Origin of the sequence: Streptomyces klenkii (assembly GCF_003626645.1) — a bacterium.
Classification (GTDB): Bacteria; Actinomycetota; Actinomycetes; order Streptomycetales; family Streptomycetaceae; genus Streptomyces; species Streptomyces klenkii.
This window is the reverse complement of the sequence record NZ_RBAM01000005.1, coordinates 422,813-448,209: the sequence shown is the minus strand read 5'-3', so window position 1 is coordinate 448,209 and position 25,397 is coordinate 422,813. Positions and strand designations below refer to the sequence as shown.

Annotated in this window: 18 protein-coding genes and 2 pseudogenes; 12 read left to right on the top strand and 8 right to left on the bottom strand. The window is 72.2% G+C overall.

Going from position 1 to position 25,397, the window contains the following annotated elements:
- Window positions 1–4: 4 nt before the first annotated feature.
- From D7231_RS15045 to D7231_RS37515, 4 genes and pseudogenes are all read right to left on the bottom strand, one after another.
- A complete protein-coding gene (locus D7231_RS15045; RefSeq protein WP_338419857.1) occupies window positions 5–928 on the bottom strand; it encodes a DUF6801 domain-containing protein in 924 nt (307 codons plus the stop codon).
- Entirely contained in the window at window positions 925–3,780 is a 2,856-nt protein-coding gene (locus D7231_RS15040; protein WP_241999719.1) for an NACHT domain-containing protein, read from the bottom strand. The genes D7231_RS15045 and D7231_RS15040 overlap by 4 nt, the downstream gene beginning before the upstream one ends.
- Before the next feature lie 50 nt (window positions 3,781–3,830).
- Window positions 3,831–4,130 (bottom strand): trypco2 family protein, encoded by a 300-nt coding sequence (locus D7231_RS15035; protein ID WP_120755911.1) that lies wholly within the window; start codon window positions 4,128–4,130, stop codon window positions 3,831–3,833.
- Between the two features lie 118 nt (window positions 4,131–4,248).
- Window positions 4,249–4,344: pseudogene (locus D7231_RS37515) on the bottom strand (M56 family peptidase); the annotation flags it as partial.
- 280 nt (window positions 4,345–4,624) lie between these two features.
- On the opposite strand from D7231_RS37515, the gene D7231_RS15030 reads away from it, so the two are divergent.
- Entirely contained in the window at window positions 4,625–5,635 is a 1,011-nt protein-coding gene (locus D7231_RS15030; RefSeq protein ID WP_120755910.1) for a methyltransferase, read from the top strand.
- A 27-nt stretch (window positions 5,636–5,662) separates the two neighbouring features.
- Here the strand turns inward: D7231_RS15030 and D7231_RS15025 are convergent, their stop codons facing one another.
- The 3 genes from D7231_RS15025 to D7231_RS15015 form a co-directional block, all read right to left on the bottom strand.
- Window positions 5,663–7,021: an MFS transporter gene (locus D7231_RS15025; protein ID WP_120755909.1), complete on the bottom strand. Its 1,359-nt coding sequence runs from the start codon at window positions 7,019–7,021 to the stop codon at window positions 5,663–5,665.
- Window positions 7,018–7,665, bottom strand: coding sequence for an SRPBCC family protein (locus tag D7231_RS15020; RefSeq protein WP_120755908.1), 648 nt, complete (start codon window positions 7,663–7,665; stop codon window positions 7,018–7,020). The genes D7231_RS15025 and D7231_RS15020 overlap by 4 nt, the downstream gene beginning before the upstream one ends.
- Before the next feature lie 109 nt (window positions 7,666–7,774).
- A complete protein-coding gene (locus D7231_RS15015; RefSeq protein WP_120756054.1) occupies window positions 7,775–8,749 on the bottom strand; it encodes an NADPH:quinone reductase in 975 nt (324 codons plus the stop codon).
- 292 nt (window positions 8,750–9,041) lie between these two features.
- Here D7231_RS15015 and D7231_RS15010 point away from each other — a divergent pair, with 292 nt between their 5' ends.
- The gene (locus tag D7231_RS15010; protein ID WP_120755907.1) at window positions 9,042–11,078 is read left to right on the top strand and encodes an FAD/NAD(P)-binding protein; all 2,037 of its coding nucleotides are present in this window, start codon (window positions 9,042–9,044) and stop codon (window positions 11,076–11,078) included.
- Window positions 11,079–11,129: 51 nt separating this feature from the next.
- Here D7231_RS15010 and D7231_RS15005 read toward each other — a convergent pair.
- Window positions 11,130–12,206 (bottom strand): annotated as a pseudogene (locus D7231_RS15005) (RNA-guided endonuclease InsQ/TnpB family protein); the annotation flags it as partial.
- 182 nt (window positions 12,207–12,388) lie between these two features.
- On the opposite strand from D7231_RS15005, the gene D7231_RS15000 reads away from it, so the two are divergent.
- From D7231_RS15000 to D7231_RS14950, 10 genes are all read left to right on the top strand, one after another.
- On the top strand, window positions 12,389–14,008 hold the full coding sequence (locus tag D7231_RS15000) for a nitrosuccinate lyase (protein WP_120755906.1): 1,620 nt from the start codon (window positions 12,389–12,391) through the stop codon (window positions 14,006–14,008).
- Window positions 14,009–14,227: 219 nt separating this feature from the next.
- Window positions 14,228–16,105, top strand: coding sequence for an ATP-binding protein (locus D7231_RS14995; RefSeq protein WP_422396715.1), 1,878 nt, complete (start codon window positions 14,228–14,230; stop codon window positions 16,103–16,105).
- Between the two features lie 29 nt (window positions 16,106–16,134).
- Window positions 16,135–16,533, top strand: a complete 399-nt coding sequence (locus D7231_RS14985; protein ID WP_228774399.1) for a roadblock/LC7 domain-containing protein — start codon at window positions 16,135–16,137, stop codon at window positions 16,531–16,533.
- Window positions 16,530–16,892 carry a DUF742 domain-containing protein gene (locus tag D7231_RS14980; RefSeq protein ID WP_030366071.1) on the top strand — a complete coding sequence of 121 codons (363 nt, stop codon included), beginning with the start codon at window positions 16,530–16,532 and terminating at the stop codon, window positions 16,890–16,892. Before D7231_RS14985 ends, D7231_RS14980 begins: the two co-directional genes overlap by 4 nt.
- Window positions 16,870–17,535, top strand: coding sequence for a GTP-binding protein (locus tag D7231_RS14975; protein WP_120755905.1), 666 nt, complete (start codon window positions 16,870–16,872; stop codon window positions 17,533–17,535). Before D7231_RS14980 ends, D7231_RS14975 begins: the two co-directional genes overlap by 23 nt.
- 188 nt (window positions 17,536–17,723) lie before the next feature.
- Window positions 17,724–19,247, top strand: coding sequence for a cytochrome P450 (locus D7231_RS14970; protein WP_228774400.1), 1,524 nt, complete (start codon window positions 17,724–17,726; stop codon window positions 19,245–19,247).
- Window positions 19,244–20,380, top strand: a complete 1,137-nt coding sequence (locus tag D7231_RS14965) for a cytochrome P450 family protein (RefSeq protein ID WP_422396714.1) — start codon at window positions 19,244–19,246, stop codon at window positions 20,378–20,380. The genes D7231_RS14970 and D7231_RS14965 overlap by 4 nt, the downstream gene beginning before the upstream one ends.
- A 162-nt stretch (window positions 20,381–20,542) precedes the next feature.
- Window positions 20,543–22,594, top strand: coding sequence for an APC family permease (locus D7231_RS14960; protein ID WP_120755903.1), 2,052 nt, complete (start codon window positions 20,543–20,545; stop codon window positions 22,592–22,594).
- 111 nt (window positions 22,595–22,705) lie between these two features.
- The gene (locus D7231_RS14955) at window positions 22,706–24,034 is read left to right on the top strand and encodes a class I SAM-dependent RNA methyltransferase (RefSeq protein ID WP_120755902.1); all 1,329 of its coding nucleotides are present in this window, start codon (window positions 22,706–22,708) and stop codon (window positions 24,032–24,034) included.
- Window positions 24,035–24,340: 306 nt separating this feature from the next.
- Window positions 24,341–25,240, top strand: coding sequence for a DUF5655 domain-containing protein (locus D7231_RS14950; protein WP_120755901.1), 900 nt, complete (start codon window positions 24,341–24,343; stop codon window positions 25,238–25,240).
- Window positions 25,241–25,397: the final 157 nt, after the last annotated feature.

Below are 25,397 nucleotides of genomic sequence, written 5' to 3'. Positions count from 1 at the left end.
TCAGTCATCGCCGGCGGTTCTTCAGCCGCAAGCCGAAGTAGACGGCGGCAACGCCCGCGACAAGGGCGCCCACGGCCGGGAAAATCAGGTCCTTGGCGTTCTGGCCGGTGGATGCGATGGCACCCGTCGCCGTGGAGCTCGGCGGAGCTTTGCTCCCGCCGGCGGAGCCCGCATCAGACTTGCCGCCTGTGGCCGTCGCGCCCGAGGTGCCGCCTGAGGCCGACATGCCTGAGGTGCCGCCTGAGGCCGTCGAGCCTGTCGTGCCCGTGCCCGAGGTGCCGGATGTGGTCGAGCCGGTCGTCGTCCCCGTTCCGGTGATCTCGAACGACCCGATGCTGTTGCCCTGATGGGAGTCCAGCGTGCACGGAACGGTGAGCGGCTTGCCGAGAATGTCGCCGTTCGCCTTTCTCCCGGTGACGTGCATGGTGATGTCGCCGACGGTGATCCGCGCTTTGCCCGGCCGGCGGAAGGTGAGACTGGGCGCGTCGCCGGCCGCTTTGACGTCGAAGGAACCGGACTCCGGGACGCTGGTCCTGGGGATGTCGAGGGGCACTTTGAGGCGCCTGTCGTCCTGCGGCGCGGTAACGCCGATCTCCGCGTCCACCCTGCCTTCAACGGTCTTCACACCGAACAAGTGGAGCTTCGGTGTGAGGTCCGCGTCCACCGTCGTCCGCGCATCGATGGCGAATTTCCGGCTGGGCTCGCCGACGGCGACCGACCCCGGGATATCCGCGTCGATCTTCGCCTTGAAGGGCTGATCGTCGATCACCGGAACTTTGCATGTGTACTTCAGCGTGAGCGAAACCGGTTGTGCGGAAGCGGTTCCGGCGCCGGAAACTCCTAAGGTCCCGATGGCGGCCCCTAAAGCAGCCGTCACTCCAAGGGCGATCCTCGTCCCTGGCCTTCTCGTACTTTGCCCAGAAGTCATATGCCATTCCCGTGAGTTGGTCCGCTGAGGTTCCCATCGATGACGGACTGCGGGGTATCCCCGAGCCAAGACGCTGTTGCGGTGAAGGGTGGTTCCCAGTCCGTCTTGCCGGGCGTGCTCGACCGGTGAGCAGGGTGGCGTGCCTGGAAGACGTGGGCCAGATGGTCTTGGAGGCGGGCGTGGCGGAATTGGTAGACCGCGCCGGTCTGGCGCAGCACACCTCGCTCGTGCGCGTCGTCCAGAAAAGAGATCACCGCCCAGGGCAGTCGGCCTGTCAGCGGCAACCACATACGCGACAGGGCCACCCACTGGCCCCAAGCGGTGAAACTCAGCCCGTACCCGAGCCCGCCTCCGAACGCCGCCTCCACCCCGAACACGAGCCCCGCCAGGAGTCCGCGGACCGGACCGGCCCCGAGCCCGTAGACGAATCCGGACGGGAGGCCGATCACCAGCATCCACGCGAGCATATGGAAGCCCACGTTCCTGCGGTTCGTGCTCAACAGGTCCGAGGCGCTGACCTCGGATTTGATGTCGATGGGAGCTTCGAGCCAGGCCATGACGCCGAGGACCAGCCCGGTCCCGAGCCCGACCTCGAGCGGGAACTGGGCCGCGCCCACGAGCCCGCCGTTGAGTCCGTCATCGAACCCCAGCGGCTCGATCACGCCCCTGTCGATGAGCACCAGCACGAGCGCGGTCGGGACCCCGGCCCCGAGCCCCAGCATGAATCTGCGGGCGAACGCGGCGCGTCTCTCTCTGCTCCCGCCGAAGATCTGTATGCGTACACGCGAAGGCTCAGCCGGTGTGCTTGTGGACACGAACCCGTACGCGAGCCCGAAGACCAGCCCGACGACGAGCCCGTGCAGGAGCCCGACCATGAGCCCTCGTGTGATGGCGAACCGGGGCCCCTTCGGCGTTGCGACCAGGTCCACGGGGAGGTTCCCGAGCCCGGTCGTCAGCCCGAAGGCCAGTGCGGCAAGGAACCCGACCACCACCATGCGCGAAGAACGGCGCATGGTGGTGCCCAGCGTCCACCAGGCGAGGTTGTGGGTGCCGAGCTGATCCAGGTGAGCGGCGAGGTATTCGAGCCAGCGCTGGGCCCGTTCGGGGTGCCGGCGAGGGCGGTGGCGGGCACCGCGGCCGGTCGGTGTGGGGTCGTAGACGGCGGGGAGGAAGGCTGCCAGCAGATGGTCCTGCAGGGCTTCGGGGGACGCGAACTTCGTGGTGTCCAGTAGCTCCGAGGGGTCGTGTCCGGCGGAATCGCTGTAGACGGTGCGGGCCAGCGCGACCATCAGCGGGGTGGTGAGCACCTCGGCGACGTTCGCCGCCCCCGGGTTGCCCGGCCGTTCGCGCAGCTGGGCCAGCACCGGTCCCCACACAGTGCTGTGCGGGCCGCCCTCTGCGGCCGGTTGGCTGGCGCGGTGCAGGTAGCCGGCGTAGTCGTCTACGGTGAGCCCCTCCAGCTCCATCACGGCGGCGTCGGTGAGCACACGGGTTTTCTTCACGGCCCGGCTGTATTCCGCGGGGCGGCTGGTGAGCAACAGCGGCGTGGCAGTGCGGCTGAGCACTCGGAGCGCCGCACCGTGCAGGCCGCCTGCGATTTCGTCGAATCCGTCGAGCACGGGCAGGATCCGGCCCTCGTCGAGCAGGACGTCGGCCACGATCCCTCCGTGACCCGATGGAGAACCCAAAAAGGGGTAGTCGCGGACCAGCTGGCCGCACATCCAGTCATCCAGTGACGTGGTGCTCGGATCCCATGATCCCAGGCCGAAGATCACCGGCACCCGGTCGCCGGGTGCGCGGGCGCTCAGCCAGTCGAGGACGAAGCGCAGGGTCAGGATCGTCTTGCCCGACCCGGCCTCGCCCAGCACCACCAGCCGACGGGACGGGATGGACCCGTACACCTCCGCGATCCGGTCGAGTCGGCCGTCCAGCGGGAGGGGCCCTGGTTCCGTTCCGGGCGGGGCTTTGCGGATGTTCTCCCAGTGATCGAACAAAGTCCGGGTGGGGGTGCACCGGAAGCGCACGGCGAGCGGGTGCGGGGTGTGCACCCGCCGTCGCTGCTCCTCGCGACACCACTGCGTGTCCACCTCGCGGGCGAGCTTCCTGACCGCCTCCCGCACTTCCGGCGCGTCGTCCCGCTCCGGCGTGACCGGCGGCGACGGGGGCGGGAGCTGCGTGAGCCGGTCGGCTCGGGCCGGCAGGCCGATCAGCTCGTTGAGCCGGCCGACCTGGGTCGGGGTGAGGCGGTACCAGCGTTTCACCTGGCTTGCCGCGAGCCTGCCGAGCCCGTCGGAGCGGTGGTGCTCGACGACCACCCCGATCACGCACCCGCCGCTCCACACCGCGGCCCCCGACATCCCCTCCCAAGGGGAACGGCCCGGCTCGGGGTCGTACTCGGGGGGATAAACGGAGATCTCCAGGCTGCCCGCCCGCAGGTTCCCCAACGGTGTGGTCCTGCCGTGCGCGTGGTGCGAATCCCGGTACCACGTGGGAGCGCCATGGTCCGGTGAGGCGGCATCGGGGCGCAGCTTGAACCGTGGAAATCCCACTGCTTCGCAGTCCACCGGCCGAGCGATCCGGGCGAACCGCACCGGCGAGATTTCGGCGGCGCACAATCCTCCGGTGCTCGCATTATTCGCGATCTTGAGCACCGCGATATCCGAGGCGGAGTCGGCCCACACCTGTTCGCCGGGCAACTCCGTTGTGTCACCGTCCTCGGTGAGAAATCGCAACCGCACCGACACTGCGTCACTGACCACATGAGCCGCGGTGAGCACCGCGTCCCCGTTCACCCGGTATCCCGAGCCGCGCCGCCCCGCACCCGCGCGCTGCGTGGTGATGACCTGGACCACGCGCCGTGGGTCGGGACCGTCCAGCTCGGATGCCCTGTTATCCACGGGAGTCATTGCTCGTGCGAATCAGCGGGCCCGGAGACGAACGGGCCATTTCCTGAGCCCCGGAGGGCCGGTTTCAACGCCAGTGTGATGCGCTGGGTCGAGGTGGCGCCCATGGCCGCCTCCGCACCGGACTCCACCACCCAGAACCGTACCTTCGCCTCCGCGTGTCCGGTTCTCTCCAGAGCGACCGAAACCTCCAGCTCGATCATCCCCAATTCAAAGCGCAGCACCTCGCCTTCCGCCGCGACGACCGCCCGCTCCAGCTCCTCCCGCAGATCCCTGATCACATTGGCTAACTCGATCACTCCGCATCCTCTCGCCGAGCCCATCGGTAGCAGAGGACTCTACTCCCCGTGATGTGGTGTCGGCGTCATATGGTGGACGTCGAGAGGTTCGCTAACTCGGGCTGTTTCAGGTGGAGTTGATTTCTCGATCTTCGTTGATTTGAGGCCGCGGCACGGCGATGGCGACCCGTCCGAAGCGGCGCGAGGCGACATCGTCGACGGCCATCTCGACAAGGCCGGGATCGGCGGTCGCCGTCACCGAGCCGACTCCGGTGATCGGCTCAGGTGGTGACTGCCTCCGTCGGCCCGGAGCCGGGCCGGGCCGTCTCCCTGTCGGCATAGGTGCTGTCCGCGGCGGTCCGCGCCGTGCGACTATCGGCGGTTCTTAGTGTGGTGACCCGGGGGTGGGCGGGTTCGTTGGCAGGGAGTGTCGGTGACGTTGGCGTTCGGAGAGAGTGAGCTTGCTTATGAGTAGCGGTGGCCTTTCGCCGGAGCTTCCCTCGTCCCTGCCGCTCATGCAGTTGAGCACCGGGTTCTGGGCTTTCAAGACGCTGGCCGCGGCGCATGAGCTCGGCCTGTTCGCCGTGCTCGACGAGCTCGGGTCCGCGACCGTGGGGCAGGTCGCCGCGAAGCTGGAGATCGCCGACCGGCCCGCCCGGATGCTGCTCACCGGATGCGCGGCGCTCGGTCTCGTCGAAGTGGAAGCGGGAGAAGGAGAAGGCGGGGCCTTCGCCAACAGCGCCATGGCGGAGGCCTACTTGGTGCCTTCGCGGCCGTACTACTTCGGCGGCTGGGTCCGCATGCTGGACCGCCGGCTCTACCCGGGCTGGGGACGCCTGGACGAGGCCCTGCGCACGAACGCGCCCACCACCTGGGATCCGCGGACGCAGGAGAGCCTCTTCTCGGGCGAGGACCCCGCGCTCCTCGAGACGTTCTGGCAGGCCATGTACAGCCTGTCCTCCTCCACCGCACGCGGCCTGGCCCGGGCGGCGGATCTCGGTGCGTACCGGCGGCTGCTGGACGTGGGCGGCGGCTCCGGTGCGTACGCGATCGAGCTCTGCCGGGCCTACCCGGGCCTGCGCGCCACCGTCTTCGACCTGCCGCACGTGTGCCCCATCGCCGCGGGGCGCGCCGCCGAAGCCGGACTGAGTGAGCGCATCGCCGTCCACCCCGGCGACTTCCTCAACGACCCCGCCCTGCCGCAGGGGCACGACCTGATCCTGCTCTCCATGGTGCTGCACGACTGGGACGAGCCCACGGGGCGGGCACTGCTGGCCAAGTGCCATGCGGCGCTGCCGCCGGGCGGTGCCGTCGTGATCAGCGAACTGATGGTCGACGACGATCGGTCGGGGCCCGCGGCCGCCGCCCTGATGGGTCTGAACATGCTCGTCGAAACCGTAGGAGGGGAGAACTACACCGCTGCCGAATACGGCCGGTGGCTGACCGATACGGGTTTCGAGCAGCCCCGGGACGTTCTGCTCGACGGCCCCGGAGCCAACCGCGTGCTGGTCGCCGTCCGGCATTGATCAGATGGCACTGATCAGGTAGGCGGACTACCCCAGCTCGTACGGGATGAGTGTCCGTACGCCGCGGCCCGGCGCGGGTTCCTTTCGTGCGTACACCGCGCAGGTGAGGGCCGCGCACACCCCGTAGAGGCCGAGGAGCGCCCAGAGTGCGGGAAGGAGCGAGCCTCCGGTCACGGCCGGGACGATCGCGGCGGTGGCCAGCGCGCCCGCCGTTCCGCCGAGCCCCGCGACCCCCGCGGAGCGGTCCCGCGCCCTGGCGAAGGCTGTTGTCGCGTCCCGCCCGGCGAGGATCGCACCGCCTGCCCGCGCGGCGAAGACCGCCGGGACGAGCGCGGCGACGGCGCCCGCGCCGAGACCCGCCAGGACGATCACCGCTGTGAAGACGGCGGCGAACACCCCCGCGGCTCCTCGCGCCGCCGCCGCGGCCAGGGCCGCCGTCCCCGCCGCCATGCCCACCAGGCTCGCGAGCGTGACCCGCGCCCCGCCCCAGCGCGCGGCGAGCAGTCCGCCGAAGGGCCGGGCGGCCGTGCCCAGGAGCGTGGCGAGCACCGCGCACGCAAGAGCCGCCGGCACGGAGGCGTCGAATCCGCCCCGCAGTATCAGCCCGAAGGCGAGTCCGTACGCCGTGAACGACCCGGCCGTGGCCAGGGAGAGCAGCGACAGCCCCCACACGTGCGGGTCCCGGGCGGCCCCGCCCCGGCCCCGGGCGGCGGCGCCCTGCTCAACCGGCAAGTTGTCCATCCGCAGTGCCGCGAGCGCCGCGGCCAGCGCCACCAACGGCACGTGCGCCGCAGCGATCCATATAAAGGAAGGGCCCCCGGCCGTGACGGCGGCCACCACCCCGGCCGTCTGGACCGTGGCGACACCGAGGTCGCCCCCGGCCGACGCGACGGCGAAGGCCCGCCCCTGCGCGCGTCGCGGGAAGAACGCGGCCGCACGGGCCGCCGACGCCGCGGCGACGTCCCCCGCACCGGCGGTCGCCGCGACGGCCGCCAGCAGCCACAACGGCGTGCCGGGCTGCTGCAACACGTACACCGCGGCAAGCACCGGCAGGGTCAGCGCGGCCGTGGTGACGACCGTACGGTCCCGGCCGCCCAGCCGGCCCAGCGCCCGCTCCGCGAACGGCCGCAGCACGGCCCCCGCGACGAGCGGCGTGGCCAGCAGCAGGGACGTCCCGCCCGGGCCGGTCACCGGCCCGTCGCCCGCCGGCAGGAACAGCACCAGTACGGCCCACATGCTGCGGACGGACGTGCCCACGTGCCCGCCGAGCGCCGCCAGCAGCAGGTTGCGGCGGGCGACGTGCCGGCCACCCCGCTCCCAGAAGCCCGGGTCCTCCGCGTCCCACTGCTCGGCCTTCGGCCGAAGCGGCGCCGACGGGTTCGTCATCCCCGCCCGCCCCGCTCGGCTGCGGACCCGGCTATGGAGTCAGATGCTGCCTCCACCACGGACTTGATGCGGGACAGCGACGCGGCCACGTCGTCGGCGAGCTTCTCGTTCCACGCGGCCGCGAACCGCCGCCGCTCGTCCTCCCCCAGGTGCTCGAAGATCTTCGCGAGCCCTTCCGTGAGCCGGCCGAGCCGGTAGCGGTGGATGAGCAGGCAGCCGTCGGCGGTGGCCTGGAGCTCGTACGTCCACGTGCTGTCCTGCCGCCGGCCGGCACTGTCGCGCACCACCCACTGGAACAGGCGCCACGGCTCGGCGGCCACGACCTCCGACTCCGTGGTCCAGGGGCCGCGGACGACCGGCGCCCAGGGCACGACGTCCGCCCCGCGGTAGTTCTCGCCGCGGAAGACGGCGCCGACCGTGCGCGGCGTGCCGGACACCCAGCGCCCGCCGGTGCATTCGCGGCTCCACTCGCCGCTGCGGGTGAGGTCGCTGACCGTCTCGTAGACGGCGCCCGGCGCGGCCGCGATCAGGATCCGGGCCTGCACGGAGAGGATCGCGGGAGCCGGCGCAGGAGTGTCCGCGGGGGTGATTGCGGAGTCGGTCGCGGAGGTGATGGCGGGCGTGCCGGTGGCTGACGGAGTCATACGGTCCAGGGTGCGCGGGCGGGAGGCCCCCGGCAACGGACCTGAGGACGATGCGTCAGATCAACGGCCCGGGCCCACGGACCTAGGCCTTGCGGCCCCGCCCCGTGCGTCAGATCCTCAGCACCAGCCGCCGCCCCCGCAGTTCCCCCCGCTCCATGCGCCGGTGCGCCTCGGCGGCCTCCGCGAGCGGCATCTCCTCGACCTCCCGCGGCCGCAGCCGCCCCGCGGCGAGCAACTGCCCCACGGCACCGGCCGCCCGCGCGAGCTCGGCCGAGGTCGCGCGGGAGATCACGAAGCCGACGAGGGCGCCGTCCTTCTGGTACAGCTGCCCCACCGGCAGGACGGGCCGCGCGGTGGTTCCCGCGAGCACGACGATCCGGCCGCGCCGGGCGAGCAGCGGCACGGCGACCTCCAGGTCATGCCTTCCGTGCGTCGCGATGTGGACGTCGAAGCCGCCGGGCGCGGCGTCCGCGAGCTGCCCCGCGAGCCCGGGCGACGCGTAGTCGAGGACCTCCGCGGCGCCGAGGCCGCGCACGTACTCCGCGTCGCGCGCCGCGGCCGTGGCCACGACCCGGGCGCCGGCCCACACGGCCATCGTCACGAGGGCGCCGCCCACGTTCCCGGCGGCCCCCGCGACGAGCACGGTCTCGCCGGGCCGCAGCCGGCCGTGGGTGAACAGCGCCAGGTACGCGGTGGCGCCGGGGTGGGCGACGGCGACGGCGTCCTCCGCGCGCACCCCGGCGGGCAGCGGGTAGAGCCGGTCGGCGGGGACGACGGCCCGCTCGGCGGCGGGGCCCTGGCGCCCGCCGTGCCCCAGGCTGTTGCACCACACCGGGTCGCCGGGCGCGAACCCGACCGCACCGGGCCCGGCCTCGGCGACCGTACCGACCAGGTCCCGGCCGATCACGAAGGGGAACGGCACCGAGGTCCGGAAGCTGCCGGAGCGGACGAGCGTGTCGACGGGGTTGACGGCCGTGGCGACGACGTCGACCAGGACGTCGGTGGGCCCGGGGCGCGGCGCGGGGAGCCCGCCGACCACGATCTCCTCCGGCGGGCCGAACCGTTCGATGTAGGCGGCCCGCATGTCACCCGTGCCACCCGTGCCACCCGTGCCACCTGCGCCCGTGCCGCCTGTGCCCATGTCACTCGTGCCCGCGTCACCCGCACCCGTGTCACCCGCGCCCATGCCGCCCGTGCCCGTGTCGACCATGCCGTCCACTGTGGCACGGCCGGGCCGCGTGACCGGGAAACCGCCACTGACGGTATGTCACCTCCGCTCCGGGGGACCTGACGGACCCGGCGGACGCACATTGACCCGGCCGTTCCGCAACGGCGAGATGGACGGAGCAGTCCCCTCAGGACGGAGGAGCAGACGCATGAGCAGCAGTCGTATTGAGGTCGGCATCGTCGGCGTCGGCCCGCGGGGGCTGTCCGTGCTGGAGCGGCTGTGCGCCAACGAGCGCACCGAGCCCTCGCACTCCGCGGTGACCGTGCACGTCGTCGACCCGTCCGCCCCGGGCGCGGGCACGGTGTGGCGCACCGACCAGTCGCCCCACCTGCTCATGAACACCGTGGCCTCGCAGATCACCGTGTACACGGACGACAGCGCCCGCATCGAGGGCCCGGTCGAGCCGGGGCCCAGCCTGTACGAGTGGGCGCGGGGCGTCGCGGGCCTCCCGGACGGCAGCGGCAGCGACAACGGTACGGAGCACGACGACGCCACCCTCGCCGAGGCGCGGGCGCTCGGCCCGGACGACTACCCCACCCGCGCCTTCTACGGCCGCTACCTCCACGACAGCTTCCGGCGGATCGCCGCCCGCGCCCCCGCGCACATGACCATCGAGGTGCACCGCTCGCGCGCCGTGGCCATGGCCGACACCGAGGGCATCACCGGCGGGCCGCAGGGCATCCGCCTGGAGGACGGCACGCGCCTCAACCGGCTCGACGCGATCGTCATGGCGCTCGGCCACGTGCCCGCGCAGTTGTCCGCCCGGGAAGCCCGTACGGCGTCGCTGGCCCGCATCCACCACCTCGACTACGTCACGCCCGTCAACCCCGCCGACCTCGACCTCGCGCACATCGCGCCCGGCACGCCGGTGCTGCTGCGCGGGCTCGGGCTGAACTTCTTCGACTACATGGCGCTGTTCACCGCCGGGCGGGGCGGCGAGTTCGTCCGCGTCCGCGACGGGGACGGTGACGGGGTCGGCGACGGGGGCCGCCTCGTCTACCGGCCCTCCGGCGCGGAGCCGCGGCTGTACGCCTTCTCCCGGCGCGGCGTGCCCTACCACGCGCGCGGCGAGAACGAGAAGGGCGCGCACGGCCGCTACCTGCCCCGTCTGCTCACCGCGGGCTACATCGCCGGCCTGCGCGAGCGCGCCGCGCGCGGCGGGCCCGTCCGCTTCGGCACCGACCTGTGGCCCCTGATCTCCAGTGAAGTGGAGAGCGTCTACTACGGCACGCTGCTGGAGCGGCTGGGCCGGGCGGGGGAGCGGGAGGAGTTCACCCGGCGGTTCCTGGCCCTGGAGAAGGACGACGACCGCGCCGAGCTCCTCGAAGCGTTCCGCATCGCCCCCGGCGACCGGTGGGACTGGCAGCGGCTCGCCCGGCCGTACGTCGACCGCGTCTTCACCGGCCGCGCCGAGTTCCGCACCTGGCTGCTGGACTACCTGCGCGCCGACGTACGGGCCGCCCGCGCCGGGAACGTCAGCGGCCCGCTGAAGGCCGCGCTCGACGTCCTGCGCGACCTGCGCAACGAGATACGGCTCGCCGTCGACCACGGCGGCCTGGAGGGCGACTCCCACCGCGACGACCTCGAAGGCTGGTACACCCCCCTCAACGCCTTCCTCTCCATCGGCCCGCCCGCCTCCCGCATCGAGGAGATGGCCGCGCTCATCGAGGCGGGGGTGCTGGAGGTCACCGGGCCCGGCACCGTCGTCCGCCTGGACGTCGCCGGCCCCGGCGGGCCGTCCTTCGCCGCCGACTGCCGCGCCGTGCCGGGGCCGCCGGTCCGCTCCCGCGTGCTCATCGAGGCCCGGCTGCCCGAGCCGGACCTGCGGCGCACGGCCGATCCGCTGCTGCGGCACCTCCTGAACACCGATCAGGTCACCACGTACCGCATCCCGACGGCCACGGGCACCGGCTACGAGACGGGCGGGCTCGCCGTCACCGAGCGCCCGTACCACGTCATCGACGGCCGCGGCCGTCCCCACCCGCGCCGCTTCGCCTACGGGGTGCCCACGGAGTCCGTCCACTGGGTCACGGCGGCGGGCATCCGCCCGGGCGTGGACTCGGTGACCCTGTCCGACTCGGACGCGATAGCCCGCGCGGTCCTGAGCCTCCCCCCGGTGGCCCACGTCCCCCCGTCCTTACGCCCGGCGACCCCCGACTCGGACGAGGAAGGCGTGATCGTTTGACTCCTCCCTCTCGTAAACGAGGGGGATTCCTCGCTCACGTCGCCTGCGGCCCGGCGGGCGCGCAGGTCTTACACGATCAGCACTAGCCGGGTTGAAGACCAGCCCGGACCAGCATCACGCGGGCGGAGTTCTTGTCTCTCGGCGAGACTGCTCCGCACGCGGTGCAGGCATACGTCCTTTCGGAAAGAGGTAGTGCGTGCTTGGCTCTCGCTCCGCACTGCGCACAGTCCATCGTGGTGTGCGCGGGGTGCACCAGGCGGACATCCCGCCCGTGCTTGCGGCCCATCTCGATCAGCCGCTGGGCTGCCACCTTGCGGTGCAGCTTCGCGGTCTGCCGCTTCGCTTCGCGGTAGCCCTTCGACCCGGCCTGCCCCTTGGGCGGCTTGCGCCGGGCCATCATCCGCTGGTACTTGGCGAGCGTGTGCTCTGCGGTCCTGCCGTCTGCGCGTGGAGAAGATCGTGCGCGTCGGATGTGGTGGTAGCGGTCTCCTTCACACCCCAGTCGATGCCGATCACACGGCCGGTTTCGGGCAGGGCCTCGGTCACGGTGGCCACGACGAAGGATGCCCACCAGTGGCCCACGGCATCGCGGTACACGCGGACGCTGGACGGCGGCGCGGGCAGTTCCCGCGACCACACCGGGCGTACGACGATTCCGCCCACCAGATGCAGACGGCCGTCTCTCAGCCGGAAACCCCGCTTGGTGTATTCGAGGGTGGGCCGCGCCTCGCGCTTCTTCTTGTACTTCGGCATCCCGGCCCGCTGCCGCATCGGCAACCGTGCCTTGATGTCCTTGATGTCCTTGATGTCCTTGAGGGCCTTGGAGCGGGACTTGCCGAAGCCGCGTATCAACTGCTGCTGCGGCACACACGCGCCCTCAGCCAGCCACGGTGTACGGGCGCGAGCCTCGGTCAGCATCGCCGCGAGCTGCACCGGGCCACACGTCGCCTTCTCGCCGGTTGCCCTGTTGTGCGCATGCACGGCCTTGGACTTGGCCACCGACTCATTCCAGACCCAGCGGCACCGGCCCCACTCGGCTTCAAGCTGACGCCGGGCCGTATCCGACAGGCGCACACGGAAGGTGTACCGGGCGTGCCCGGCCGCTTCCGTGGTCGCTTCCGTCGTCATGTACCCGAACCTACCTGTGCGCACTGACAGTTGAGCTGGATTGCTCTTTGCGTGTCCCTCACCAGCGTGTTTGGTGTACGCCGATCCGCTCTGGCGGCGACTTGGCTTTCCCGGTCCCGCTTACGCGGGAGCTTCGCTTCCTCCCTCAGCTGAAGCCGGGGGTATCCACGAAGGAGACTGAGATGACTACCCCCGGGAACACGCCCGGAACGCCCGCCCCCTTGAGTCCGCCGCCGCGGCGCGCAACCCCCGCGGCGGAGTCCGGCGGTGCCGTACGTACTGAGGCCGGTTCGGCGCCGCCGGTCAGCGCCGCGGCGGCTGCTGACCGTCGCGGCGGTGGGGTGGCGGGCGCGGACGGCCCGTCCGGGGCCGCCGTGCCGGGCCCGCAGGCACCCCCCGCCCCGGCCGGCGAGGCCCCGGTCGCCGACATCGGCCTGCTCTCTCCCGTCCGGGTCGGGGCGGCCGCCGAAGACGCCACCGCCGATGCTGCCTGGCTGCAAGCCATGCTCGATGCCGAGGCCGCGCTCGTGCGGGCGCAGGCGCGCGTCGGGGCCGTGCCGGGGGAGGCCGCCGAGGCGATCACCCGGGTCGCCCGCGCGGAGCGGTTCGACGTGCGGGCGCTCGCGCTGGCCGCGCGGGAGACCGCGAACCCCGTCGTCGGCCTCGTGCAGGCGCTCACCGCGGCCGTCGCCGCGGAGACCCCGCACGCCGCCGAGTACGTGCACCGCGGCTCCACCAGCCAGGACATCCTCGACACGGGCGCCATGCTGGTCGCGGACCGCACGCTCCGCACGGTCCGCGCGGACCTGACCCGTACCGCCGAAGCGCTGGCCGTACTCGCCGCCCGCCACCGGGACACCCTCATGGCGGGCCGCACGCTCACCCTGCACGCCGTGCCGACGACCTTCGGTCTGAAGGCGGCCGGCTGGCGGCAGCTCGCCCTCGACGCGGAGCAGCGCCTCGCGCACGTGCACGCCACCCTGCCCGTCTCGCTCGGCGGCGCGGCCGGCACGCTCGCCGGCTACCTGGAGCACGCGCGCCTCGACGGCGCGCACGGCACCGCCGACGGCACCTACGCGGACCGGCTCCTGGACGCGTTCGCCGCCGAGACCGGCCTGGCCCGGCCCACCCTGCCCTGGCACGCCCTGCGCACCCCGGTCGCCGACCTGGCCGCCGCCCTCGCGTTCACCGCCGGCGCCCTCGGCAAGACCGCGGCGGACGTGCAGTCGCTGGCGCGCACGGAGGTCGGCGAGGTCGCCGAGCCGGGCGGCGGCACAGCCGGGCGCGGCGCCTCCTCGGCCATGCCGCACAAGCGCAACCCCGTCCTGGCCACCCTGATCCGCAGCGCGGCGCTCCAGGTGCCGGTCCTGGCCGCGGGCCTGACACAGTGTCTGGCGACGGAGGACGAGCGGTCCGCCGGCGCCTGGCACGCGGAGTGGCAGCTGCTGCGCGAGTGCCTGCGCCTGGCCGGCGGCGCGGCCCGTACCGCCGCCGAGCTCGCGGAGGGCCTGGAGGTGCGGGCGGACCGGATGCGCGAGAACCTCCGTCTGACGGGCGCCCAGGTCGTCTCGGAGCGGCTCGCGGCCGTCCTGGCGCCCCGCATCGGCAGGGCGGCGGCGAAGCGGCTGCTCACCGAGGCATCGGCCGAGGCGGCCGCACATGGCCGGGAATTGCACACGATCCTCGCGGAGCAGCCGTTACTGGACGGTCACTTCAGTGCGGCCGAGCTGGCCGCCCTCTGCGACCCCGCCGACTACACCGGCGCGGCCGGTCCGCTGGTCGACCGCGCACTGTGGTCCTGACAACACTTCACCCGCACAACCTGCGCCCGCCGTCCGCCTTCCGTACCCTCGTCCGAGGCCTACGGAAGGCGGATGCGTGTTCGGTCATCCGTAGGCGAAGATCGGCCACCCGGCCACGGCCGTGGTTAGGATGATCCGCGTATTCCGCTTCTGGACGGGACGTCAGGGACAACGGCCTCGTCCAGCCGTCCGCATGCCCCCTGCGTCCACGAGGAATTGATGTCACATCACATACCGGACGTAGTGACCTGGTGCCTGGCCGCCGCGCTGATCGCCGTCGCGGTCCTGCTCGTGCGCCAGCGCGGCATCACCGCGGCCCTGCGGCTGCGCGCGGCGACGCTGGAGGAGGGCCAGCGGGCGCGCGACACCGAGCTCGGCCACCTGACCGCCGTCCGGCTCCCCGCCGTGACGGCCTCCATGAACCAGCCCGTCCCCCTGCCCGGCCTGCTCGACGAGCAGCTCGCCGGCACCGTCTTCGCGCACGGCCTGCAATCCGTGATGGACACCTTCACCCAGGCCGTCGACAAGGCGCAGGCCCGCGCAGACCAGTCCGCGAAGGCCGCCCTCAAGGCCTCCATGCGCGCCCTCCAGGGCCTCGCCCACGAGCAGCAGCTGGCCATCTCCGACATGCAGGACCGGCACGACAACCCCGACGTGCTGCGCGACCTGCTCCAGATCGACCACGCCAACTCCCAGTTCGGCCGCCGCGCCCAGGCCATCGCCGTCCTGTGCGGCTCCTGGCCCGGCCGGCAGCGCGCCGCCTCGCCCCTGACCGACGTCGTGCGCGGCGCGACCTCCCGCATCCGCGACTACCGGCGCGTCCAGGTCCACAGCCAGGCCGACCTCGCCGTCGTCAGCCGCGCCGTGGAGCCGGTCGTGCTCGCCGTCGCCGAGCTCCTCGACAACGCCGCGCGCCACTCCCAGCCCAACACCACCGTCGAGGTCGGCCTCCAGCCCGTGCACAACGGCGCCTGCATCGTCATCGACGACGCGGGCGTCGGCATGGACGGCCAGGAGATCCAGCGGGCCGGCGCCCTGCTCACCGGCCGCACCACGGTCGACGTCTCCCGCCTCGGCGACCCGCCCCAGTTCGGCTTCCCCGTCATCGGCGTGCTCGCCGCGCGCTACGGGTTCAGCGTCTCGGTCGACACGCGCTCGCCGTACGGCGGCGTCCGGGCCGTGCTGTTCCTCCCCAGCACGCTGCTCACCCAGATCGACATCGACGGGCCCGACACGACGCCGCTGCGGCCCCCGGGCGAGCGCGACCGCGGCCGCGGGCAGGCGCGCGGTCAGGAGCGTGGGCAGGGGCGCGGGTACGAGGCGGACCGTACGGCGGCGACGCGGCCCCCGGGGCAGGCGCCCGTGCCGGACTTCCCGGACTTTCCCGATGCGCGGAACTTCCCGGCTGCGTCGGATGTACGGGACTTCCCGGCCGCATCGGGCTTTCCTTCTGAATCGGATTTCCCTGCTGCACCGGACTTCCCGTCCGTATCCGACTTCCCCGCGGCGGCGGCGCGGGCCGACCGCGACCGCCCCACGGCGGCCGGCAGCCCCGCCGAGCCGACCTCCGACACCCCCGGAACCAGCGGGTCCGTCCCCGGCTCCGTCGGCTCCACCGCGGGCGGCCTGCCCAAGCGCCGCCGCCGGCAGCCGGCCGCCGGCAGCCACCGGGGCCGCCCCGCGCCACTGCCCGCCGAGACGCCCGCCCCGGGCACCCCGGGCGGCGCAGGCGCCGGCGAGCGCACGGCCGAGGAGACCGCCCGCCGCATGGGCGCCTTCGCCCGCGGCACCCGCGCGGGCCGCACCCCCGCCGCCGGCACGCCCATCGGCCCGCTGCACGGGGCGCCGGCGCCCGACGCGGCGCCGCATGAGGCACCCGCCCACGGGGCGCCGGCGTTCGGGACAGGGGCGCACGAAGCGTCGGCCTACGAGACCGCCGCGCACGACGCCCACGCGCACGAGGCACCCGCACATCAGCCCCCCGCGCCCGACGCCCCTGCGCACCGGACCGCGGCCGCGCAGGCAACCCCCGCGCACGGGAGCGCGCCGCACGGCGCCCCCGCCCCCGTAGACGACGAAGGGAACCCCCTCGCGTGAACGACCACCTCAACAACGAACTCGGCTGGATGCTGGACGAGGTCGTCAAGATGCCCGAAGCCCGGCACGCGATCCTGCTGTCGTCCGACGGCATGCTGCGCGCCCGCTCCCAGGGCATCGAGCGCGACGAGGCCGAGCGCCAGGCCGCGGCCCTCTCCGGCTTGCAGTCCATCAGCCGCTCCACCTCCGAGTTCTGCAACCAGGGGCAGCAGGAGAACCCCTGGCGGCAGACGCTCGTGGAGTTCGCCCACGGCTACGTCTTCCTGATCGCGGCCGGCCCCGGCGCGTACCTCGCGGTGTCCGCCACCGAGCACGTCGACATGGAAGCGGTCACGTACCGCATGCAGAAGCTCGTCGACCGGCTCGGCAAGGAGCTGACGAGCCCGCCCCGCGCGGGCACCTGGCAGGGCTCGGGCGCCCCGGCATGACCCCGCCCGCGCCGAGGCACGAGAGAGGGTTAGTACGCCCGTACGTCGTCACCGACGGCCGCGCCCACCCGACCCGCAACACCTTCGACCTGGTCACCCTGGTCCTGGCCCAGTACGACCGGCCGCTCACCGGGCTCAGCCCCGAGAAGCGCCGGCTCATGGAACTCTGCCTCGGCGGCCCCCTGTCGGTCGCCGAGATCGCCGGACACCTGATGCTGCCCGTGAGCGTCACCAAGGTGCTGCTCGGCGACCTGGTCGACAGCGGTCACCTCATCACCCGGGCCCCCATCCCCTCGGCACAACTCCCCGAGGCCCAGATCTTGCAGGAGGTGCTGGATGGACTTCGCGCTCGCCTCTGAGCCCGGCAGTCCTGTCGAGCCCGTCACGCCCGCCGAGTCCGCCGGGTCCGTTCCCGGCTCCGGCGGCGAGTTCTACCTGCGGCGCACCGTGAGCACCGCCGCGAAGCTCCTTGTCGTCGGCCACTTCGCCGTCGGCAAGACCACGTTCGTCGGCTCGCTGTCGGAGATCCGGCCGCTGCGCACCGAAGAGACCATGACCCAGGCCGGGGCGGGCGTCGACGACCTCTCCGGCATCGAGGGCAAGACCACCACCACGGTCGCCATGGACTTCGGCCGCCTCACCCTCAGCGACAGCCTGGTGCTCTACCTCTTCGGCGCCCCCGGCCAGCAGCGCTTCACCCGCCTCTGGCAGGACATGACGCACGGCGCGCTCGGCGCGCTCGTCCTCGCCGACACCCGCCGCCTGGAGCAGTCCTTCGACGTCATGGGCCTGCTGGAGGAGCTCGGCCTGCCCTACGGCGTGGCCGTCAACCACTTCGACGGCGCACCCGCGTACCCGGAGGAGGAGATCCGCGAGGCGCTCGACCTGCTCCCCGAGACCCCTCTGGTCACCTGCGACGCCCGCGACCGGGTCTCCTCCACCCGCGCGCTCATCGCCCTCGTCGAGTACCTGCAACGGCGCACCGCGGGGGAGCACGCGTGAACCACCCCCACCCCGACGGGGGCGCCGCGCCCCCGCCCGGCTGCCCGGCGCACCAGGGATACGGCCCGGAGGCCCCCGGGGCTCACCAGGCGTACGTTCCGGAGGCCCCCGAGGCCTGGGCCACCGGGACCCACCAGGCGTACGCCCCCGAGTCCCCCCAGGCCTGGGCCCCCGGCCCCCCCACCCCCATGTACGGGCCCGACTTCGCCGCCGACCCGCACGCCGTCTACGCCCGGCTGCGCACCCTGGGCCCGGCCGCCCCCGTGGAGCTGGCCCCCGGCGCCCGCGCGACCCTCGTCACCGACTACCGGGCCGCGCTCGAAGTGCTCCGCACCCCCGAGATCTTCGGCAAGGACGCCCGCCGCTGGCGCGCCCTCGCCGACGGCCGCGTCGCCCCGGACAACCCGGTCGTGCCGATGATGGCCTACCGCCCCAACTGCCTCTTCTCCGACGGCGAGGCCCACACGCGGCTGCGCCAGGCCGTCACCGACTCCCTCGCGCGCATCGACCCCAACGCCCTGCGCGGCTACGTCGAGCGCAGCGCCGACACCCTCATCGACCGCTTCGCCGGCCTCGGCGAGGCCGATCTGCTCGGCGCGTACGCCAAGACGCTGCCGCTGCTGGTCTTCCAGCAGCTCTTCGGCTGCCCGCCCGAGCTCGGCGACCGCCTCGTGGAGGGCTTCTCCGGCATCTTCGACGGCGTCGACTCCGAGCGCGCCGACGCCCTCATCACCAGCAGCCTGGTCGAGCTCATCGCCCTCAAGCGCGAGCAGCCGGGCGCGGACATGACCTCCTGGCTCATGGCGCACCACGCCCGCCTGAGCGACGAGGAGCTGATCCACCAGCACGTCGTCCTCATCGGCGCCGGCACCGAGCCCCAGCAGAACCTCATCGCCAACGCCCTGCGGCTGCTGCTCTCCGACGACCGCTTCGCGGGCGACCTCGCGGGCGGCAGCATGCCGGTCGAGGACGCCCTGGACGAGGTGCTCTGGCTCGACCCGCCGATGGCCAACTACGGCGTCCACTACCCCGTGCAGGACGTCGACTTCGGCGGCGTGCCGCTGGCCGCCGGCGAGCCCGTCGTCGTCAGCTTCGCCGCCGCCAACACCGACCCGGCGCTGCTCACCACCCGGCGCACCGGCAACCGCGCCCACCTCGCCTGGAGCGCCGGCCCCCACCACTGCCCGGCCAAGGACGCGGCCCGCCTGATCGCCGCCGTCGCCGTCGAGAAGCTCCTCGACCGGCTGCCGGACCTCGAACTCGCCATCCCCGCCGAGCGCCTCGTCTGGCGCCCCGGCCCGTTCCACCGCGCCCTGACGGCGCTGCCCGTGCGCTTCCCCCCGGCCCCGCCCGCCGGCCCGCGGCCCGCACCCGTGCACGACCTCTCGGCCGTGCGCCGCCCCGGGTCCGGCCCCGTACCGCCGTACGAGTCGTACGAACAGCCCCGCTCCGCCCAGCAGCCCGCTCCGTCCCCGCAGCAGGCAGACCTCCCTGGAGACAGCCGATGGAACGCAAGCCCAGCACGGAACACCGGCCCGGCACCGTCCCGGTTCAGCCCGGAGCCGTCCCCCCTCAGCCCGGCGACCTCCGGGCCGGGCCCCTCCGGATCGACCCCACCGGCAGCGACATCCACGGCGAGGCCGCCCGCATCCGGGCCCGCGGCGCAGCGACGCCCGTGGAGCTTCCTGGCGGAGTGGTGGCGTGGGCAGTGACCACCCAGCCGCTGCTGAAGGAGCTCCTGACCGACCCGCGCGTCTCCAAGGACCCCCACCAGCACTGGCCGGCCTGGATCAACGGTGACATCTCACCCGAGTGGCCCCTGTTCACCTGGGTGGCCGTGCGGAACATGTTCACCGCCTACGGCACCGACCACAAGCGGCTGCGCTCCCTCGTCGCCAAGGCCTTCACCGCCCGCCGCACCGCCGCCCTGCGCCCCCGCATCGAGGCGCTGACCGCGGACCTCCTCGACGGCCTGGACGCGACCGCGAAGGCGGCGCCCGGCGAGGTCGTCGACCTGCGCGAGCGCTACGCGTACCCGATCCCCATCCAGGTCATCTGCGAGCTGTTCGGCGTGACCGACCCGGACCTCCGCGAGGGCTTGCGGGACTGCGTCGACAGCATCTTCCACACCTCCGCCGACCCCGACGAGGTCACCGCCACGTACGCCCGGACCTACGAGCTGCTCGGCGCCCTCGTCGCCGCCAAGCGCACCGCACCCGGCGACGACATGACCAGCGTGCTGATCTCCGCCCGCGAGGAGGACGGCTCCCGCCTCAGCGAGCAGGAGCTCCTCGACACCCTGCTGCTGGTGATCAGCGCCGGGCACGAGACCACCGTCAACCTCCTCGACAACGCCGTCCACGCCCTGCTCACCCACCCCGAGCAACTCGCCCTGGTCCGCTCGGGCGCGGCGAGCTGGGACGACGTGATCGAGGAGACCCTGCGCCACCGGTCCCCGGTCGCGAGCCTCCCGCTGCGCTACGCCACCGAGGACATCGAGACCGGCGACGGCGTCACCCTGCGCAAGGGCGACGCGATCCTCGCCGCGTACGCCGCGGCCGGCCGCGACCCGCAGCTCCACGGTGAGGACGCCGAGCGCTTCGACGTCACCCGGGCCGTCAAGGACCACCTCGCCTTCGGGCACGGCGTCCACTTCTGCCTCGGCGCGCCCCTCGCCCGGATGGAGGCGGCCATCGCCCTGCCCGCCCTCTTCGAGCGCTTCCCGCGGATGCGGCTCGCGGTCGGGGAGGGCGAGGGCGGGGGCGGGGGCGAGGGCGTGCTGGAGCCGGTGGAGTCGTTCATCTCCAACGGGCACCGGGCGCTGCCGGCCCTGCTGAACGGCTGAGCGCGGGGCCCTTTCCCTGCAATTCCATGGCCCTTTAACGCGCCTTTAACGCCCCTTTAATGCGCCGCATCACGGGATCGGGTGGTGCGGCGTACGCCACATTTCCGCTGGGGCGGGTGGCGGGTGGGCGACCGTACGGGTGAGCGCTTACGATCCTCTGTTGTGTCCAAACTGACCGACCTGCCGAAACGGATCCTCATCGGCCGGGCGCTGCACAGCAGCAAGCTGGGAGAGACCCTTCTCCCCAAGCGCATCGCCCTGCCCGTCTTCGCCTCCGACCCGCTCTCCTCCGTGGCGTACGCGCCGGGCGAAGTGCTCCTCGTGCTCTCCGCGGCAGGCGTGTCGGCCTACCACTTCAGCCCCTGGATCGCCGTCGCCGTCGTCGTGCTGATGTTCACGGTGGTCGCCTCGTACCGCCAGAACGTCCACGCCTATCCCAGTGGCGGCGGCGACTACGAGGTCGCCAACGTCAACCTCGGCCCCAAGGCCGGCCTCACCGTCGCGAGCGCCCTGCTCGTCGACTACGTCCTGACCGTCGCGGTCTCCATCGCCTCCGGCATCGAGAACCTCGGCTCCGCCATCCCCTTCGTCATCGAGCACAAGACGGCCTGCGCCATCGGCGTGATCGTGCTGCTCACCCTGATGAACCTGCGCGGCGTCAAGGAGTCCGGAAAGCTCTTCGCGATCCCCACGTACGTCTTCGTGGGCGGCGTCTTCGTCATGATCGTCTGGGGTGCCGTCCGCGGCCTCCTCATGGGCGACACCATGAAGGCCCCCACCGCCGACTACACCATCCACGCCGAGCACCAGGGCCTCGCGGGCTTCGCCCTCGTCTTCCTGCTGCTGCGCGCCTTCTCCTCCGGCTGCGCCGCCCTCACCGGCGTCGAGGCCATCAGCAACGGCGTGCCGGCCTTCCGCAAGCCGAAGAGCAAGAACGCCGCCACGACGCTGGCGCTCATGGGCGGCCTCGCCGTCACCATGTTCTGCGGCATCATCGGCCTGGCCATGGCGACCAACGTCCGGATGGCCGAGAACCCGGCCGCCGACCTGCTCAAGAACGGCATCCCGGTCGGCGACGGCTACACCCAGAACCCGGTGATCTCGCAGGTCGCCGAGGCGGTCTTCGGCAGCGGCTCGTTCTTCTTCATCGTGCTCGCCGCCGCCACCGCGCTGGTCCTCTTCCTGGCCGCCAACACCGCGTACAACGGCTTCCCGCTGCTCGGCTCGATCCTCGCCCAGGACCGCTACCTGCCGCGCCAGCTGCACACGCGCGGCGACCGCCTGGCGTTCTCGAACGGCATCGTGCTGCTGGCGGGCGCGGCGGCGGTCCTCACGTACATCTACGGCGCGGACTCCACCAAGCTCATCCAGCTCTACATCGTCGGCGTCTTCGTCTCCTTCACCCTGAGCCAGACCGGCATGGTCCGGCACTGGAACCGCCACCTGCGCACGGAGACCGACCCGGCCAAGCGCCGCCACATGGTCCGCTCCCGCGCGATCAACACTTTCGGCGCCTTCCTCACCGGCCTGGTCCTGGTCGTCGTCCTGCTGACGAAGTTCACCCACGGCGCCTGGGTCGCCCTGCTCGGCATGGTGATCTTCTACGCGACGATGACGGCGATCCGGAAGCACTACGACCGGGTGGCCGAGGAGATCGCCGCCGACGAGGGCCCGGGCGACGAGACCGTCCGCCCGTCCCGCGTCCACTCGATCGTCCTGGTCTCCAAGATCCACAAGCCGACGCTGCGGGCCCTGGCCTACGCCAAGCTCATGCGCTCCGACACCCTCGAAGCGCTCAGCATCAGCGTCGACACGGCCGAGACCAAGCTGCTGCGCGACGAGTGGCAGCGCCGCGGCCTCGACGTCCCGCTGAAGATCCTCGACTCGCCGTACCGCGAGATCACCCGCCCGGTCATCGACTACGTCAAGAGCCTCCGCAAGGAGAGCCCGCGCGACGTCGTCAGCATCTACATCCCCGAGTACGTGGTGGGTCACTGGTACGAGCACCTGCTGCACAACCAGAGCGCGCTGCGGCTCAAGGGCCGCCTGCTCTTCACGCCGGGCGTCATGGTCACCTCGGTGCCGTGGCAGCTCGACTCCTCGGAGGCGGCGAAGCTGCGGGCGCGCAAGCGCGCGGAGTGGAACGCGCCGGGGTCGGTGCGCCGCGGGCCGGTGTCGCAGCCGAAAAAGGAAAAGGCGAGCACGAAGAAGTAGAAGAAGTAGCTGAGGCATAGCTGCGAATTCGCAGGTGGGGTGGGACGGCCCGTAGACTGAACGGCTGCCCCACCCCACTCTTCTCTCTTCTCTGACTCTGGAGCCGACCGAATGCAGAACGAACCGCAGGAATCGCTGGTCGGCGAGGAGTACGAGGTCGAGGTCGGCCCGGTGGCTCACGGGGGCCACTGCGTGGCGCGCACGGAGTCGGGCCGGGTGCTGTTCGTACGGCACGCACTGCCGGGCGAGCGGGTGGTCGCGAAGGTGACGGAGGGCGAGTCGACGTCGCGCTTCCTCCGCGCGGACGCGGTGAAGATCCTGGAATCGTCGAAGGACCGCGTGCCGGCCCCCTGCCCCTTCTCGGGCCCGGGCAAGTGCGGCGGCTGCGACTGGCAGCACGCGAAGCCGGGCGCGCAGCGCCGCCTGAAGGGCGAGGTCATCGCCGAACAGCTCAAGCGCCTCGCGGGCCTCACCCCGGAGGAGGCCGGCTGGGACGGCACGGTCATGCCGGCCGAGGGCGACAAGCTCCCCGCGGGCCAGGTCCCCGCCTGGCGCACCCGCGTCCAGTACGCGGTCGACGCCGAGGGCCACGCGGGCCTGCGCAAGCACCGCTCGCACGAGGTCCAGGTCATCGACCACTGCATGATCGCCGCCCCGGGCGTCAGCGAGCTCGGCATCGAGAAGCGCGAGTGGCCGCAGATCGCGACGGTCGAGGCCATCGCGGCGAGCGGCTCGGCGGACCGCCAGGTGATCCTCACCCCGAAGCCGGGCGGCCGCCTCCCGATCGTGGAGCTGGACAAGCCGGTCTCGGTCCTCCGCATCGGCGAGAAGGACAAGCAGGTTCACCGGGTCCACGGCCGCCCCTTCGTCCGCGAGCGCGCGGACGAGCGCACCTACCGCGTCGGCGAGGGCGGCTTCTGGCAGGTTCACCCGCAGGCCGCCGACACCCTGATCAAGGCCGTCATGCAGGGCCTCATGCCCCGCAAGGGCGACATGGCCCTCGACCTCTACTGCGGCGTCGGCCTCTTCGCCGGCGCCCTCGGCGAGCGCGTCGGCGAGAAGGGCGCGGTGCTCGGCATCGAGTCCGGCAAGCGCGCCGTCGAGGACGCCCGCCACAACCTCCAGGACCTCGACCGCGTCCGCATCGAACAGGGCAAGGTCGAGCAGGTCCTCCCGCGCACGGGCATCAAGCAGGCCGACATCATCGTCCTCGACCCGCCCCGCGCGGGCGCCGGCAAGCAGACGGTCCAGCACCTGGCCTCCCTGGGCGCCCGCCGCATCGCCTACGTGGCCTGCGACCCGGCGGCCCTGGCCCGGGACCTGGCGTACTTCGCAGAGGAGGGCTACGCCCCGGCAACCCTGCGAGCGTTCGACCTCTTCCCGATGACGCATCACGTGGAGTGCGTGGCGATCCTCAAGCCTGCGGCAAAGGGCCTCTGACCTGCGGATTTACCTGGTGTGCATTATGTGCGCTATAGGCGTTACGGGCGAAATTCTGACGTTGAAATGACGCTCGTGACGCTCTCCTGACGCCCGTGTGACGCTCGTCGGGAGGGTGGCCAGAGGGCACAAAATCGCCCGTCGACTGGGCTTTGAGTCCGGTCGGCGGGCGGTTGTGTTGGGCAGGGCGAAGGGCATGCCCAGGGTGCACGACGCTGTTCCCGAGGTCCTTTGACGTGCGCTCACGCCTCCGGAAACAATCTTGCCCTCGCGGATCGTTGTGACCCGCGAGGACAAGGGGGACGGGTGTCGAGTCTGAGGTTGTTCAACATCGCGGGTGGTGGCGCGGCAGAGGTGGTATCGGCCACGGCGGTGCGTGAGTGGCATCTGCAGGAGCTGGTCGAGAGGAACATGGAGGCGCTGCTGGGCGTCCGCTTCCTCGCGAGCGAGTACAACACCGGACCGCTGCACGGCGGACGAATCGACTCCCTGGGTCTGGATGAGAACGGCGCGCCCGTGATCGTGGAATACAAGCGTGGCCAGAACGCGGGAGTAATCCCGCAGGGCCTTTTCTACCTGGCCTGGCTGAGCGACCATCGGGCCGAGTTCCAGCTCCTGGTCCGCGAACACCTCGGGGCAGCGGCGGCGGATCAGGTGCTGTGGAGCGCGCCAAGGCTGATCTGCGTCGCGGAGAGCTTCACCCGGTACGACGTCCACGCCGTCCGCGAGATCCAGCGCAACATCGACCTCGTCCGCTACGGCTACTTCGGCCACGAGCTGCTCGCCCTGGAGACGGTCGTCTCCGTAACGTCGTCGGCCAAGGAGCGGCGTGCCGTGCGCAAGCGAGATCGTGCCGACACGACGATCGTGCAGCCCTGTGGCGCCGGCGGACCGCTGGACGAGCTGCGATCTGCCCTGGACGACGTCTTGGTGTCGCTCGGCGATGACGTGACGCAGGTAGAGCGCAAGCAGTACCTCGCTTACCGGCGGCTGAAGAACTTCGCCTGCGTCGGCCGCACGCAGCAGCGCGAGGTCGTCGTCTACCTCAAGGCAGACCCGGACACGGTCGACCTCGTCCCCGGCTTCACCCGGGACGTACGGGAGATCGGCCACCACGGCACGGGCTCCCTCGAGGTCCGATTGCGTACCGAGAAGGATCTGGAGCGTGCTGATGGCTTGTTCCGGTTGAGTTACGCGGCAGCGTAGTCCTGCCGTCCTGGAGCGTCGGACACTGGCTTGCCCACGATGCAGGTATGAAGTTGTCGTTTTTCTTGATGAGTTCGCCTTTCGACGCGTCGGACAGTGAGTGGCGGTGGACTTCCATGATGCGATGGGCCCCGGTTTGGCTAACCGGGGGTCCGCT